This is a genomic window from Spirosoma harenae (assembly GCF_054776975.1).
The window spans coordinates 431,104-446,734 of sequence record NZ_BAAHBD010000006.1; the positions used below are offsets into that span (position 1 = coordinate 431,104).

Annotated in this window: 16 protein-coding genes; 12 read left to right on the plus strand and 4 right to left on the minus strand. The window is 47.4% G+C overall.

Annotation, left to right across the window (positions count from 1 at the left end; translation table 11 throughout):
• Positions 1-25 precede the first annotated feature (25 nt).
• The 7 genes from ACYVE4_RS05515 (at position 26) to ACYVE4_RS05545 (ending at position 5,688) form a co-directional block, all read left to right on the plus strand.
• A complete protein-coding gene (locus ACYVE4_RS05515) occupies positions 26-421 on the plus strand; it encodes a pPIWI_RE_Z domain-containing protein (RefSeq protein ID WP_460995972.1) in 396 nt (131 codons plus the stop codon).
• Positions 422-451: 30 nt separating this feature from the next.
• Complete coding sequence (locus tag ACYVE4_RS05520; protein WP_460995973.1) at positions 452-1,186, plus strand: hypothetical protein; 735 nt, start codon at positions 452-454, stop codon at positions 1,184-1,186.
• A gap of 1 nt (position 1,187) precedes the next feature.
• On the plus strand, positions 1,188-1,445 hold the full coding sequence (locus ACYVE4_RS05525; RefSeq protein ID WP_460995974.1) for a hypothetical protein: 258 nt from the start codon (positions 1,188-1,190) through the stop codon (positions 1,443-1,445).
• A 102-nt stretch (positions 1,446-1,547) separates the two neighbouring features.
• Complete coding sequence (locus ACYVE4_RS05530; RefSeq protein WP_460995975.1) at positions 1,548-1,994, plus strand: pPIWI_RE_Z domain-containing protein; 447 nt, start codon at positions 1,548-1,550, stop codon at positions 1,992-1,994.
• 90 nt (positions 1,995-2,084) lie between these two features.
• Positions 2,085-3,710, plus strand: a complete 1,626-nt coding sequence (locus tag ACYVE4_RS05535) for an amidase (RefSeq protein WP_460995976.1) — start codon at positions 2,085-2,087, stop codon at positions 3,708-3,710.
• Positions 3,711-3,860: 150 nt separating this feature from the next.
• The gene (locus ACYVE4_RS05540; protein WP_460995977.1) at positions 3,861-4,793 is read left to right on the plus strand and encodes an HNH endonuclease; all 933 of its coding nucleotides are present in this window, start codon (positions 3,861-3,863) and stop codon (positions 4,791-4,793) included.
• A gap of 40 nt (positions 4,794-4,833) precedes the next feature.
• Positions 4,834-5,688 (plus strand): DUF3037 domain-containing protein, encoded by an 855-nt coding sequence (locus tag ACYVE4_RS05545; protein ID WP_460995978.1) that lies wholly within the window; start codon positions 4,834-4,836, stop codon positions 5,686-5,688.
• A gap of 93 nt (positions 5,689-5,781) precedes the next feature.
• Here the strand turns inward: ACYVE4_RS05545 and ACYVE4_RS05550 are convergent, their stop codons facing one another.
• From ACYVE4_RS05550 to ACYVE4_RS05560, 3 genes are all read right to left on the minus strand, one after another.
• Positions 5,782-6,003, minus strand: a complete 222-nt coding sequence (locus ACYVE4_RS05550) for a hypothetical protein (RefSeq protein WP_460995979.1) — start codon at positions 6,001-6,003, stop codon at positions 5,782-5,784.
• A 134-nt stretch (positions 6,004-6,137) separates the two neighbouring features.
• Complete coding sequence (locus ACYVE4_RS05555; RefSeq protein WP_460996063.1) at positions 6,138-7,511, minus strand: sensor histidine kinase; 1,374 nt, start codon at positions 7,509-7,511, stop codon at positions 6,138-6,140.
• A 1-nt stretch (position 7,512) separates the two neighbouring features.
• A complete protein-coding gene (locus ACYVE4_RS05560; RefSeq protein ID WP_460995980.1) occupies positions 7,513-8,490 on the minus strand; it encodes an acyl-ACP desaturase in 978 nt (325 codons plus the stop codon).
• A 151-nt stretch (positions 8,491-8,641) separates the two neighbouring features.
• Between ACYVE4_RS05560 and ACYVE4_RS05565 the strand changes: the two genes are divergently transcribed.
• Entirely contained in the window at positions 8,642-9,400 is a 759-nt protein-coding gene (locus ACYVE4_RS05565; RefSeq protein ID WP_460995981.1) for a lysophospholipid acyltransferase family protein, read from the plus strand.
• Positions 9,401-9,467: 67 nt separating this feature from the next.
• Positions 9,468-9,944, plus strand: a complete 477-nt coding sequence (locus ACYVE4_RS05570) for a hypothetical protein (RefSeq protein ID WP_460995982.1) — start codon at positions 9,468-9,470, stop codon at positions 9,942-9,944.
• Positions 9,945-9,954: 10 nt separating this feature from the next.
• Here the strand turns inward: ACYVE4_RS05570 and ACYVE4_RS05575 are convergent, their stop codons facing one another.
• Positions 9,955-11,349: a sigma-54-dependent transcriptional regulator gene (locus ACYVE4_RS05575; protein WP_460995983.1), complete on the minus strand. Its 1,395-nt coding sequence runs from the start codon at positions 11,347-11,349 to the stop codon at positions 9,955-9,957.
• Positions 11,350-11,537: 188 nt separating this feature from the next.
• On the opposite strand from ACYVE4_RS05575, the gene ACYVE4_RS05580 reads away from it, so the two are divergent.
• The 3 genes from ACYVE4_RS05580 (at position 11,538) to ACYVE4_RS05590 (ending at position 15,493) form a co-directional block, all read left to right on the plus strand.
• Entirely contained in the window at positions 11,538-13,244 is a 1,707-nt protein-coding gene (locus tag ACYVE4_RS05580) for an ArnT family glycosyltransferase (RefSeq protein ID WP_460995984.1), read from the plus strand.
• A gap of 199 nt (positions 13,245-13,443) precedes the next feature.
• Entirely contained in the window at positions 13,444-14,691 is a 1,248-nt protein-coding gene (locus ACYVE4_RS05585) for an efflux RND transporter periplasmic adaptor subunit (protein ID WP_460995985.1), read from the plus strand.
• Between the two features lie 124 nt (positions 14,692-14,815).
• Positions 14,816-15,493 (plus strand): ABC transporter ATP-binding protein, encoded by a 678-nt coding sequence (locus ACYVE4_RS05590; protein WP_460995986.1) that lies wholly within the window; start codon positions 14,816-14,818, stop codon positions 15,491-15,493.
• The last annotated feature ends 138 nt before the right edge of the window (positions 15,494-15,631 follow it).

The window sequence follows — 15,631 nt, forward strand, 5'->3', positions numbered from 1 at the left end:
GAATCGGACATTCACATAGACAATCATGACTCATAGCTCGCGTCCGCAATCAAACGCTTCGGCTTACGTAGCCCGCCCGTCGCTTTCGACCCGTCAATTAGTTGACCTCGAACTGGGCCTTTTTCTCTTGCAGCAGTTATATCCGACGGCACCGCCAACGGCCTTGCCAGACCTGCTTCGACCCGACGATGAACTTCGCTCTCATCTGACTCCCCGCCAGCAAAAGTACCTGAATCGGGGACGTTTACTTCTATCGCATTTTACGAATAACCTGCACTGGCAGACGCTCCTGAGCGCGTACGCTGCCTCGCCAGGCCATCGACTCGCTTTTGATCTTAGCCGCGACTGTAGCCACTTCGCGGAAAAAACGGTTGGTTTCTCGCGCAATCGACTGGGCGTATTACGAAAAATGCTGGCTTAACTATAACCTAATTCTAACCCAACTACTCTCATGTTCAATCAATTGCTGCAACGGGTATGGAATTCTTCTGCCCCAGCCAATACCGGAAAAACGATTCGTCTCTACCCAACGAATCTGCCCCCCACTGCCAACACAACGCCCGCTCCCATTGAATCAACCGATATCGCTACCCGAACGGCGAAGTTGATTCTGGTAACGGCCGGAACGAATAACAAATACTACGAAATGTGTGAGAACGATACTGATACGTTCACTGTGCATTATGGCCGGGTGGGTGGCATACGGAGTACGGTTACTTATCCGATGGCGCAATGGAACAAAAAATTCCGGGAAAAATTAGCTCAGGGATATGTAGTTAGTCTGGCGATTGAGCCCGTTATCGACAACTACACGCTGAACTTTATTCGTCGAATGATGGGGTCAGAAGCCCACCGACTCGACGCTGTTTTCAGTGTTCGTCAAACGGCTACCGACAAAGCCTTTAATGCGCATGTACACCAGCATACGAATCGCAAAACGTTGGCGCTCTGGTATGGAAGTTTTGCCGAAGAAGGCTATTTGACAATCTACGAAGTGCATGTTGGCGATCAATTAGACGCAACCCAAGAGGAACCTCGCCATCTGCGATCAGCTACCGATACGCTAAAGCGATCCAGCTTTCTATCGATGTTTTCCCGGCAGGGAGTCAGTCCACAGCAACCTGAATTTATTGTGTCTAACCCAGCGCAATGTACCCCTCGGTACATCGTCAAAATCAACTCGTAGCATGGAAACACAACGTAAAAAACTGAACCCACTGGCGATCCGGTTTGCCGCGACAGAACTCATTCTGGCAACGGGAGGAGTAACCGTTACGGACGTACAAAATTCCCTGCGTCGACGCGGCTACGAAGCCAGTCAGGCCGACGTATCAGAGTGGCTGCTGATCATCTGTTTTTACGAAAGCTGGAACATAAAAGGCAACGATCAGCAACGCGTGTATTCATTTCCCAGAGTGGCGCCAACAGGCCAGTTTGTCAATTAGTCGAAACATTTAAAAAATAATTGAAAATAATTAGTACAACGTAAAAAGATTACGTTCTCGGTGTGCGAAATTTGAATCAGATCAGTAAACAACAACAGACAAATGAACACGCTCCTCGCCACCGCTTCCCGCCCAGCTCTTGCTAGCCTGTTAGGCTGGCAAGAGCCACTGGCAACCCGCCTTCGGTTTCGGCATGCTTTGCCCGGCATGGTGGCCAACCGATTGCTCAATGTTGAACTAGGACTGTATCTGCTCGCCGAGCTGGTTCCGATGGCACCTCCCCAGTCGCTTCCAGACCTGCTCAACGGGCAAGGGTTTGTGTATCGTCAACGGCCAATCTGGTCGCCCCGGCAACACCGCGCCCTAAACCAGGCACGCATTCTGCTGGCTCCTTATCTGGATCGTACGGCGTGGTTTAAAGCTTTGGATAAATACGCTAACCTGTCTTCCGATTTGCGCGTATTTACCCTCAACGGCAATCTCCGCAGCGACATCAGTGGTTATTTGCTCCGCGAGCGAGTTGGCCTGTTTGCCAGGGCGTTGGCATAAGTGGTAATTGAGGAGCATTAGTAAACGCGAGTGGTATATTTGTGCCACTCGCGTTTTTGTTTAATCAGCTCAAACTCTATCTGTGTTTTCGTGAACCGACGGCGCTTCATTCAGCAGAGTTCAATCGTTTCTGTATCAGCGGCATCGCTTACCGCAGCAGCCTGTTCTTCTCCGCAATCAGCAAGTTCCTCAGGCGACGAGAAACCATTCGTTGATGAATTTGCCCTTAACGAACTGACCATCAACGATCTTCAGCAGAAAATGAAGTCGGGTGAGTACACGTCCGAAGTCATCACCAAACTCTATTTGGATCGTATCGACGCCATCGACAAAAAGGGACCACGTCTGAACGCAATCATAGAAATCAATCCCGATGCGCTGACGATGGCGAAAGGACTGGATCAGGAACGGAAAGCCGGTAAAGTACGTGGGCCGATGCACGGCATTCCGATACTGATCAAAGACAACATCGATACCGGCGATCAAATGATGACGACAGCGGGTTCGTTAGCGTTGGAAGGCCACAAAGCGGCTACCGATGCATTTATAGTCGCGCAGTTGCGAAAGGCGGGTGCGGTGATTCTGGGTAAAACCAACCTGAGCGAATGGGCCAACTTTCGATCAACCCGCTCGACCAGTGGCTGGAGTAGCCGGGGTGGACAAACCCGAAATCCGTACATGTTAGACAGAAATCCAAGTGGTTCCAGCTCCGGTTCTGGTTCAGCGGTATCAGCTAATTTATGCGCCGTGGCCGTGGGTACCGAAACCGACGGTTCTATCATTGCCCCTTCGTCGCACTGCGGACTTGTTGGCCTGAAACCAACGGTGGGCTTGGTTAGCCGGAGCGGGATTATTCCCATCTCGCACACGCAGGACACCGCCGGACCAATGGCCCGAACCGTAACCGATGCCGCCATTTTGCTCGGTGCGTTGGCAGGCGTTGATCCAGTCGACGCCGTCACGCTCGAAAGTCGGGGTAAAAGCGCAACCGATTACACCCAGTTTTTGAAAGCTGATGGGTTAAAAGGCAAACGAATTGGCGTTGAAAAATCATTTCTGGAAGGCCACGAAGATGTGGTTGCTCTATACAAAGCAGCCATTGACGTACTGAAAAAACAGGGCGCTACCGTTGTTGAAGTCGAGTTGCGCAAAGAGCTTCGGGAAACGGGTAATGCTGAATTTACCGTGTTGCAATACGAGTTTAAAGACGGCCTGAATCGCTACCTATCGAAAGCGAATGCACGGGTGAAATCGCTGGCCGATGTGATTGCCTTCAACAAGCAGAATCAGGCCAAAGCCATGCCGTTTTTCAAACAGGAAACCCTCGAAAGCAGCGAAGCCAAAGGCGACCTAACGACTAAAGAATACACCGAAGCCCTGGCCAAAACCCGCAGCTGGCGCCAACGCATCGACCAGTTGATGACGACCCAAACGTTAGATGCCATTGCGGGTACCAGCATCGGCCCAGCCGGTTGCATCGACCTCATCAACGGCGACTACGACACCGGTTTTTACTTCTGCCAACCAGCCGCTATGGCAGGCTACCCCCACCTAACGATCCCAACGGGCACCGTCCACAACCTCCCCGTCGGCTTCTCCCTCATAGCCAGCGCCTATCAAGAAGGCCAATTACTCGCAATGGGTTACGCTTATGAACAAGCCTCTAAGAAGCGAATAAAGCCTGAGTTCAAGGAGTCGTTGATTTCGAAAAGGTAAATAGCTAACCTCAAAAAAGGCGCTTTTTAAGGTTAGCTATATAAGTGTGGCTCAAATCTGATGTAATCATTGGCTGTAAACCTTAAAAAATGCGTTTTTTGAGGTTAGCTTGTATCTAGTATCCAACTCCGGATTTCTTACATTAGAGGTATGGAATATTATTTAGGTACCACTGATTGGCGCTGGTATAATTATTTGAACAAGCAGTCTCCGGAAGATGTAAACTTTTGGCAGCCTGGAGGCAGAAGCGCATTCCGCGCTCTTAATGCTGGTGGTGCTTTCTTATTCAAACTGAAAAGCCCATATAACGCTATTGGCGGAATTGGTTTTTTCGCAGCCCAAAGTCAAATTCCTCTCTCAACCGCTTGGGACACGTTTCAGTCGAGAAACGGTTTTGATACATTAGAAGAATTTCGGTCAGTTATTCAGAAATATCGTGGCGACTCAGAACGCAATCCGACTATTGGCTGCATAGCTCTGACTAATCCAGTGTTCTTTGAGAAGGAGGACTGGATACCTACCCCTGAAAATTGGAGTCCAAGTATTGTACAAGGAAAGACATACAGTACACGAGATGAAATCGGGCTGCAACTATGGCAACAAACCGAAACTGTTTTGAAACGCTATTTGGCTTCTGCGCTGGACACTAAAAATTCATTTGCAGTGGCAGAAGAAGGGCCACAATATGGAAATCCAGTATTGCGCAAAGTGAGAATTGGTCAGGGCGCGTTTCGCCTTTCGGTAATCGACGCATACAATAAACGATGTGCTATTACAGGTGAGAAAACTTTACCTGTTTTGGAGGCAGCTCATATTAAGCCGTTTGTAGAAGCTGGTCCTAATCGAACGTCAAACGGCTTGCTCCTCCGTTCAGACATGCATAAACTATTTGATAATGGTTATATAACAGTCACGCCAGATTTTAAAGTAGAGGTAAGCAAACGAATTAAAGAAGAGTTTGATAATGGGCGGGAATATTATCAATATCACGGAAAAAATTTGCTGATACTGCCCTCTTTACAAGAAAATAGGCCTTCATCTATTTATTTAGATTATCACAATACTATAGTTTTCCGGCCATGATAATAACTTAACAAAGTAAATTCTTAACAACATTAATCGCGTGAACTCAGTATTCTATTATAGCCTCCTTCAATATCGGTACGCACAGTCGCTGGGTGAGGTGCTGAACGTTGGTGTGTTGCTACTGTTCCCTGAGCAACGCCAGGCCGTTTTTCTCCATCCCGAGCGGTTGGGGCGTATTCGAAAATTATATCCTAAATTTTCTGAAAAGGTTATCCGCTCCTATTTCAAGGGTATTGTCGCTCGAACTAACCAACTAACGAAACAGCCTGAAATCTTCGCCGATTACGAAGCACATACTCGGCAACTTATTGACAACGAAATTCTTATTCGCGATAGTAGTGCCCTACAGTTTAGCGATGTAAAAACATCGGTTCTATACACAGAGGATTTATCGGCAATTGGCGAGCAATTCTATAAATTGTATCTCTCTTTTTATGATGAAGAGAACTATCGGCCTCGCCATGACGAAACCTATCTGCTAAAAGAATACAAACAACTTCTTCGCCAGCGTCTTGATGGTCTATTATCTCGTGAGGCTTTTGAACGCCCGATTACAGTTAAACCAGAAGGAACAAGTTTTGCTTATCAGTTCACATTTGCCTGGCAAAATGGTAGTTTTAACTTAGTGAAGCCTGTTAGTTTTGATTTGAAGTTAGAGCAGTCAATCAACGAAAAAGCAACGCTTAACGTAGGGCAATTCACTGTTCTTAATGACTATGCAGAACGGCGCAACGCGCGCTTCGATGTACTGGTTGCTCGGCCTAAGGATCGAAAATTGTACAAACCCTATGAACAGGCCATTCAGTTATTAGCGAATCAGCCTCATGTACATATCGTTGAGGAGGATAGTTTAGACGACTACTCGCAAAAGACAGCTGATGCGCTACGCTAGTATTTAAAGTCACACGTAACATCTCTGTACTCCCATCGGTACGACGAAAAATAAGGTTAATAACCAAAATGATATTTGTATCGAGCAACACCCTCATTGTTCGCGATAAGGTGTACGAAGGTGCGTATTCAAAAGTGCATCTAGGTCGCTCTGATGAATTGGTTGTTGCTGTTGAAGTCTGGCCATTTCTTCATCGGCTTTTCGCACGTAATAATCCGCCAAAAGTTGCTTAATATCATTTAGCTCCTGCTCTGTCATCTCGTGAGCAAATAACTGGAGCAGATGGAGTTGTACAGAATTTAGCTTTGTTGTCATGAGACATATAAGTCGGTAATATCTGCAATACAACCATTCCAGGGCCATTAACCAACCAAACTAGAGTAAAGAAAGAGTTATGCAAACATCTCGAGCATAGCGCAACTAACTTTATCGTAAGTATAACGAAAAACTCAGAATGTCAGGATGAAGGTGCTGCCTTGGCCGGGAGTCGATTCGGCAGTGAGCTGGCCGTTGTGGAGTTGCATCATTTGGCGGGACAGGCTTAGCCCAATGCCCGAGCCGGTTTTCTTGGTCGTATAGAAGGGAATGAAAATTTGCTCCAGCGCTTCGGGTTCAATACCGGGGCCATTGTCCGTTACGCGGATCACTACGCGAGGACCGATTGCCTCGGCGTCGAGATGAATGATCGGAACCTGTGTTTGCCCCAAACTTTCGACCGCATTTTTGATCAGGTTGATCAGGATCATTTCGATCTGGGCAGCATCGGCCCGGATCGCTAAATTGGGCGATGAAACTTTGCAGGTAATTTGCGCTTGCGGTGCATTGGCCTTCGCTAATTGAACCGTATTACGCAATAACGATTCGACCGGTACGTCGGCAAAAATGGGCTGGGGAATGGTCGTGAAATTTCGATAGGCATCCACAAACTGCATCACACCTGCTCCACGCTGTTCAATGGTGGTCAAGGCGTCGCGTAAGTCGCTGATCGATTCACCAACGTAGGCTGGCAACGCTGTCGATGTCCCGTTGTTTTCCTCTGCCGACGATTCCGCCAGGGGTACTAAATCCGTTTCGACAATATCGCGCATCGTACCCGCCAAGGATACTATCGGTGTGATGGAATTCATAATTTCGTGCCGGAGTACCTTGGTCAGGTTTTGCCAGGCATCGAGTTCGCGCTGTTGTAATTCCGTCCGAATGTTCTGCATCGACACGACGGTTACCAGGCGTCCCCGCAACCGAACGGCGGTGCATCGAATGGATAACTCGCCATCGGCGCCAATTTGATGGGAAGTTGGTATCGGCGATGCAGTTGTTGTCCGAAGCAATTCGGCTAAATCAGCATGGGTCGGATTGAGATCATTTAATGTCCGAAGGCGGTAAATGCCGAGTAGTCGCAGGGCGGTTTGGTTCACCAGTTCGACTTGTCCGGCCGCGTCGAACGTCAACAGACCCACGCTCACGTGCTGAACGATTGTGTTGACGTAGTGGAGGTTAGCTTCTTTTTCGGCCCTCGCCTGTCGAAAGGCATCCAGCACTTCGTTGAACTGATCGTTCAGTTCGTGGAACGAAGGCCCAAGATTGCTATCGGCGCGGAAAGCTACGGCAAAATCAGAGTATCGTACGGATTCCAGAAATCGCGTCAGTTTACGATTCAGGCTGGTCACGTAGCGATACAGATTCGCCGTTACGATGACATGAATAATGAGTAAGGGGAAAATAAGCAGTCCGTTCGCTTCCTGGAGCCAGAAATAAGTAATCGCGCTGGTTAATGTGACCAGCGCGACAATGCGCCAAATAATGCCAATAACGAACCGATTCATGCTATCCCGCAATCCAGCTAAACGGATATTCAAGCGCCGGAATCTTGGTGCGTTCGGCAACCCGACGTAATCGAGCGGGCAACGCCATCAAATAATCGCGGGCACGCTGGGCCGCATCGTTGAGCCCCGTAACGGAATCAATTTTCCAATCGACTAACAGCGATTCGGCAATGTCGATATAGTCCTGCGTTGTATAAACGCCCAGACGCTGGGCAGCATCAGAGAAATGGCTGAATGTTTCGCCTAGTTTAACACCTGTTTCGCGCAGAAAATGAGCAGGCATCACGATTTTTTTGCGCATCATATCGTCGAAAGCCAGCATCATTTCTGACGGATCGACCTCGAAAATCTGGCTTACGAAAGCTTTATAGGCTTTGGCGTGGCGCATCTCATCGGACGCAATCACCCCGCAAATTTTAGACAATTGATTGCAACCCGCTTGCTTAGCCAACGTCGCCGTTCGACGGTGCGATACGTTGGTTGCCAATTCCTGAAAGGAGGTATACACGAAATTTCGATACGGATCACGGCCCGTGCCAATGTCGAAACCATCCGCAATCAGGTACTGCGTCGATACTTCCATTGCCCGCATATTCACCCGCCCCGATAGATACAGAAATTTGTTCAGCAGATCACCGTGCCGGTTTTCTTCGGCGGTCCAGCTTCGAATCCAGCGTGTCCAACTGTGTGGATTTCCCTGGTCGATGCCCTCCATATCCATCAGCCACGACTCGTAGGTCGGTAACGCTTCTTCGGTAATGGTATCCCCGACGAGTACAGCGATATAATCGTACGACAGTTCGCGGCAGCTTTCGCGGAGGAATTTTACTTCGTCAATAAATGTCTCTTTAGTACTATCAGGCAGCAAGTCGGCTGGTTGCCAGTTAGTTTCAACTGGTTTAAGATAGTCATCAATAGAATCGTCAATCGTCTGGCCGACGAACTGCATCACTTCAACGCGTGTGCCTGATAAACTCATGTACTTTAAACAAAAAAATAGTCAATTAATCGCTCAACGTGAGTAAAGTTCGACATAATAACCGATTGAATATGCCTACTTACTGTTTTTTCCCGGATAAAAATCTGTCGATGATTAATTTTGGGATGCGAATTGTTGTGTCCCGTTACCTATGAAAAAGATTCTGGATTATCTGTTGAGTTGCATTTATCTGCTTTATTTTGGCTTAGTACTCGTTATTTTCCACGTTTTGCAGGCAGCGTCCTTTAATTTTTTTGGTCGACCCGCTCACAAAAAAGTGGTCGATTGGATGAACGCGGCCATTGCTTATGGTTGGTACCTCACTGGTAGCAGCATCAGCTATCATCCGCAACCGAATCTCCCTACGGATCGCCCGATCATTTTCGTAGCCAATCACCAGAGTATGTTCGACATTTCGCCCATTATTTGGTTTCTACGTCAACATACACCTACGTTCGTCTCGAAAATTGAATTAGCGCATGGCATACCCGGCGTGTCTTACAACCTCCGAAAAAGCGGAGCTGCCCTCATCGACCGTAAAGACCCTAAGCAGGCTATTCTGGAAATTGCGCGGCTAGGCAAACAGATTCAGCAAACGAATACATCAGCCGTCATTTTTCCAGAAGGAACCCGTTCTCGGTCTGTTACCGGTCAAATGAAACCTTTTGTACCCGGCGGTGTTGCCACATTGTTAAAACGGGCTCCCAATGCATTGGTCGTACCGATTGCCATTCAGGGAACGGGCCGATTTAATCCAACGGGATTATTTCCACTCACCTCTTTTTCGCGAATGTCTTGGACAGTTTTACCCGGCATCGAACCTAGTGGACGAACGCCCGATGAAATTGTGTGCCTTTCTCAGGAAGCAATTGCGCAGGAATTAGGGCTACTCATGAGCGATCCAAACTAAATCTGGCGCCATTTGTAATTTATAATAGGCAAACTGTATATTTACGACCCGAATAACTGCTGTCCGAATGAACCCTAATAAGCGCCTTGATCAAATTGAACCTGTAGTGGCAGATGTGGCCCAAAAGACTGATCGTCTGATTGAATCAAATGGACATATCCTTGAAATAGCCCTTCGTGCTGACGCCAATGCAGAACTTGCCGCAAGAGGAGTTGCTAATTTGACGATTGAAATGCGTCAGCAATTTGAGCAAGTCAACCAACGGTTTGATCAACAGCAAGCCCAAACGGATGAGCGCTTTAACTCTGTAGATCAACGGTTTGATCAACAACAGATCCAAATTGATGAGCGATTTGATTCTGTTAATCAACAATTTGACGATCAGAAAATTAACATACCTCAGCGATTTGATCAGCAGCAAAGCCAGATTGACGAATTACGAGAAGAAATGAGAGAAGGGTTTTCTCAGGTCAATCGAAAATTTGATCAGGTCTCACAAACTCAACACCAAATCTTGACTATTTTACTGGATCGTCTGAAATAAACCTGTTTAATTACAACCCAAACTTCTCCAACCGACGATACAGCGCTTGTCGGGAAAGTCCTAACTCGCGGGCAACATCGGTAATGCTACCTCGGTGTTTCTGCATGGCCTGCTGAATCAGATTTCGCTCCATATCTTCTAATTGAAGCGTTTCGTTCACCGGCGACACAGCTGCAGCGCCATTTTTGAAGACGAAATTTGTCGGTTCCAGTAAAGTTTGCCCATTACCGACTAATTCAGGGCGCGCCAAAATCACAGCCCGCTCAACCGCATGTTGCAACTCACGCACATTACCCGGCCAACGATATTGCTTCATTTCAGCCAATAACGCCGGACTTATTCCCGAAACGGATCGATTGTATTGTTTGGCGTATTTTTTCACAAAATGCTCTGCCAATACACCAATATCCGACGGGCGCTCGCGCAGTGGGGGCAGGTGCAACTCAATCGTGTTTATCCGATATAATAAATCCTGCCGGAACGAACGGTCAGCAACGCGCTCATTCAAATCGGCATTGGTAGCACAGATCAGTCGTACATCAATTGGACGGGCTTTGTTTGACCCAACGCGGGTTACTTGCCGCTGTTGTAGAACCGTTAATAAACGAGCTTGTTGCGATGGGCTTAAGTTGCCAATTTCATCCAGAAAAATGGTGCCTCCGCTGGCTTCTTCAAACCGACCAGCGCGATCGTCACGAGCATCTGTAAAGGCACCTTTCACATGGCCGAACAATTCGCTTTCGAACAAACTTTCGGTCAAAGCGCCCACGTCGACGCTGACAAATGGTTTATTATGTCGATCTGATTGTTCATGTATAGCTCTGGCGATCAAATCTTTACCCGTTCCATTTTCGCCTAAAATCAAGACATTAGCATCGGTTGGCGCTACTTGCTCAACGGTGTCCAGAACGGGACGCATGGCCGAGCCAATGATGTTCGTTTGCTTGGCTGGTTTTTTAGCTGTTACTGCAGCCCCATCCACTTTCCCATTTCCTGAATCGCTAGACGACGCTACACTCCCACCTGCTTTGCTAATAGCCCCGCGAATGGTTTCCAGAAATTTATCGTTCTGCCAGGGTTTCAGGACAAAATCAACGGCCCCCGCTTTAATTGCCCGAACGGCCATTTCGACATCGCCATAGGCCGTAAATAGCACAACCCGAGCACTTGGATCAATGTCTAAAATGCGATCAAGCCAGGCAAATCCTTCGCGACCACTACTGACGTCGCGCTGGAAATTCATGTCGAGCACAATCGCGTCGTAGCGATTATTATTGAGAAGGAAAGGTAGTTTTTCGGGATTTTTTTCGATATCTACCGAAGCAACATGACGTTTGAGCAGCAGACGGGCCGCCAGTAGCACATCGGGGTCATCGTCGACCAAAAGTAGTTTGGCATCTTGCATACACTAAAGATAATGAGTTAGCCGATTTGTTGCACGCCAGTGCTGTTTCAACAACGAATTAAGCTTTTCTTGCGTACTTTGATCGTTAATTTATCATGAATGGTCATGGATAGGGAGGAGTGGTTAAAAACCGCAACCAACGTTTTTTCATCCAGACCAATCATCGTTTGTTATTTGATACGTGTTTAATGACTGACGTTTCTTCTCGTTTCACTGACCGATGGTTTTACGGACTTGTTGTTGCTGGCATCTTTATCAATGCAACCGGGCTGTATCCTGCTGTCATCGAAATTGACGGTGCGCTTTACGCCTGCATTGCCAAACAAATGGCGCAAACGGGCGATTTCGTCAACCTCTATGCTGTCGGTACAGACTGGCTCGACAAGCCTCATTTCCCATTTTGGGTTATAGCACTAAGTTACCAAATTTTTGGCATCAATACGTTCGCATACAAGTTCCCAGCCCTACTGTTTTTCCTCAGCAGTGGAGTCTATACGTACGCATTTGCCCGGCTTACGTATTCAAAATCAGTTGCCCAAGTAGCAGTTTTAGTCCTTCTCACGGCGTTTCACGGTGTATTGTCCAATAGTGACGTACGGGCTGAACCGTACTTAATGCCCCTGATCATCGGACCAGTGTACCATTTCTACCGCGTGTTTCTCGGAGGACGTTTTTATCACTTGCTACTTGGCTCTTTATTGACAGGATGCGCCCTGATGACAAAAGGTTGCTTCGTGCTAATTCCAATTGGTGCAGGATTGGGACTCCATTGGCTACTGACTGGTCACTGGCGCGAGCTATTGAACTGGCGGTGGTACGTTGCCATTGCGTTATCGTTCGTATTCACCCTGCCCGAAATATACTGTCTATATCAGCAATTCGATCTACATCCGGAGAAAGTAGTATTCGGAAAAACGGGCGTATCGGGAATTCGTTTCTTTTTCTGGGATAGTCAATTTGGGCGATTTTTCAATACAGGACCGATCAAGGGCGAGGGCGATAAATTTTTCTTTGTGCATACGCTGTTATGGGCTTTTCTTCCCTGGTCGTTGCCTTTGTATGTGAGCGTTGGACAAGCGATTAGTGGCCTGATTAAACGCAAATCGGTTTTGCCTGAGTACGTCACGCTCGGTTCAGGACTGGCTACGTTTGCGCTGTTCTCCTTGTCGAGTTTTCAGTTGCCCCATTACATGAATATTGTTTTTCCGTTTTTCGCGATCCTGACGGCTCAGTTTCTGGCCAATCTCCAGCCTGTGCCGCTCCGTCGCTGGGCTATTGGACAAACTGTTGTTGGCTTATTAATTATGGCTATAGCGATTGCACTGCTGTGGCTCGTTCAACCGAATCAGATGATCAGTGGTATTTGCTGGGTGGTCGTCATTACAATGGCAACGTTCGTGCTTTTTCGGTCCACCACTTTACTATCCCTAACCGGGCGGATGATGAGTGCTATGATGGTGCTGGCCGTCGCGCTGAATTTATTTTTGTACCCTACTTTTTTACATTATCAGGCAGGGATGGTAGCCGCTCGGTATACAAACGAACTACCTAAAACTTCGCAACGACCAACCATTCTTTACGAGCCGGGTACGGGCGTTGGCGGGGGAAGTTTCTGGTCCTATGAGCTGTATACCGAGATGCCTACGTATTACGCTCGCAATGATACCGCGCTAAAAAAACAAATCCAATCAGGTCGAAATCAGATCTTTACCTCGGCTGAAGAAGCCGACTCATTGGCTCATCGTGGTTTTCCACTTCGTACGCTGGCGGTGTTTCCTTATTACCATATCAGCGAGTTAACGTATGATTTTCTGAATCCCGCAACCCGATCAAAAACCCTGGCCCCCTACATATTGGCCGAAATTGATTTATCTGGTAAAACTACCCGTCGATAAGATGGTAAACGATATTCCCGACAAAAGCGGACAAAACCCGTCCGAAAGCGGACATTGGCATCTTTTCTACAAAAGTTAAACAATTGATTATCAATACGCATCCTCAACTGGCATGACTATTGGCATCAAGCATAACAGCAAATCGTAAAGAGCCTGAATTGCTCTTTCACTTTTTCACTCTTTTCGAATTATTACTGTAATGGATCGCGTCTTACCTAAACGATTTTGGACCACACAACGCATCGCTATTTTTGGTGGTGGTGCACTCCTGATAGGCTTACTGGCCTACACATTTGTCTTCGCCGATCGACGGTCGAAGCTGAATGTTGAAAAAGATAAAATAACCGTTTCCGACGTTACAACGGGGCCTTTTGAAGATTTCATCGCCGTTACGGGCGTCGTTCAACCGCTGAAAACCATTCGGCTCGATGCCATCGAAGGTGGGTATGTTACTCAGAAACTCGTTGAAGGTGGTAACATGGTTAAACAAGGTGAAGTATTACTCAAACTTGAAAACCAGAGCCTGAAATTGAGCTTCCTGCAATCTGAAACAGAAGCCAACCGACTTGTGAACGACCTGCAAAATACCCGTCAACGGATTCAGATCGAACGTTTTACGTTGCGCAAAACGCTTGCTGACGTAGATGCCCAAATTGCTCAGACAAAAGACACTTACGAACGCCAGGAGAAGTTATTTAAAGATAAAGTCGTCTCGGAAGAAGATTATCTGAAAGCGAAGCGTGCGTATGACCGACTGGTAAGCCAACGTGCGATTGAGATCGAAACACAGAAGTATCAGGAAGAGAATGCGAAATTCCAGATCAAACAATTGGAAGGCACTTTGCAACGTACGCAGAAAAATGTCGCTCTTTGGCAGCAGACACTCGATAACCTGGTTGTAAAAGCGCCGGTGTCAGGACAATTATCAAGCATTGACGTAGAAGTAGGCTCAAACATCAACCGGGGTCAAAACATCGGCCAGATTGACGATCTGAACGGATTTAAAATGCGCGTTGGTATCGATGAACATTACATCAGCCGGGTTTTTTCGGGTCTGAAAGGATCATTCGAGTTCAATGGCAAAATGCACGATATTGAAATCAGTCGCGTCTATCCTGAAGTTCGAAATGGTCGATTTGAAGTCGATATGGTTTTCCCGAAAGGCGCTCCTGAAGGCATCAAACGGGGTCAATCGTCGCCAATCCAATTGGAGTTAGGCAAAGCCGCAAAAGCTACTTTATTACCCGTGGGCGGTTTCTTCTCCGACACAGGCGGCAACTGGGTTTATGTTGTCGATAAGTCGGGCAAACGGGCGGTGAAACGACCCATTACGCTGGGTCGCAAGAATCCGGAGTTCTACGAAGTCTTAACTGGCTTAGAACCGGGTGAGCAAGTCATTACGAGTTCTTATGAAAATTTTGGTGATAACGAAGTACTTGAATTCTGACCTGGATTGAACGGATTAAAGGATTAAACGGATTTTGTTTTCACTTCTTCGAAGTGCCTATCTACAAAATCTGTTTAATCCCCAAATCAGCTAAATCCCGGTTCGGACAACCCTACACAAAACAATGATCCAAACAGTTGACCTGCAAAAACTCTTCGCTACCGAAGAAGTAGAGACCACCGCCCTTAACGGCATCAACATGGAAGTCAAAGATGGCGAGTTTGTTGCCATCATGGGCCCCTCTGGCTGTGGAAAATCCACGCTGCTAAACATACTTGGCCTGCTGGATAATCCCAGTGATGGACAGTATAACTTCTACGGCACTGAAGTAGCCAAAATGACCGAACGTCAACGGGCTCAGTTGCGTAAAGGATCGATCGGTTTCGTGTTCCAGAGTTTCAACCTGATCGACGAACTGACCGTTTACGAAAACGTCGAACTGCCACTGCTCTATCTGAAAACGCCTGCCGATGAGCGTAAAAAGCGCGTTGAAGAAACGTTGGAGCGTATGAGCATTATGCACCGCCGGAACCACTTCCCGCAGCAACTATCGGGTGGTCAGCAGCAACGTACAGCTATAGCCCGGGCCGTTGTCGCAAAACCCAAGTTGATCCTGGCCGATGAACCGACGGGTAACCTCGACTCGAAAAACGGCGAGGAAGTAATGAAATTGCTGGGTGAACTGAATGATGAAGGAACGACCATCATCATGGTAACCCACTCTCCCTACGACGCTGGCTTTGCTCACCGCATTGTTAACCTGTTCGACGGCAAAGTGGTAACCGAGAACTTCCACGTATAAAGAACCGGGATTTAGCTGATTTAGGGATTACACTGATTTTGTAAAGCGCTTTTGGCGAATCCAAACAAGATCAGTTTAATCCCTAAATCAGCTAAATCCCGGTTCTGTTATTTAACCCCATGCCCTAAGCCCTTACCT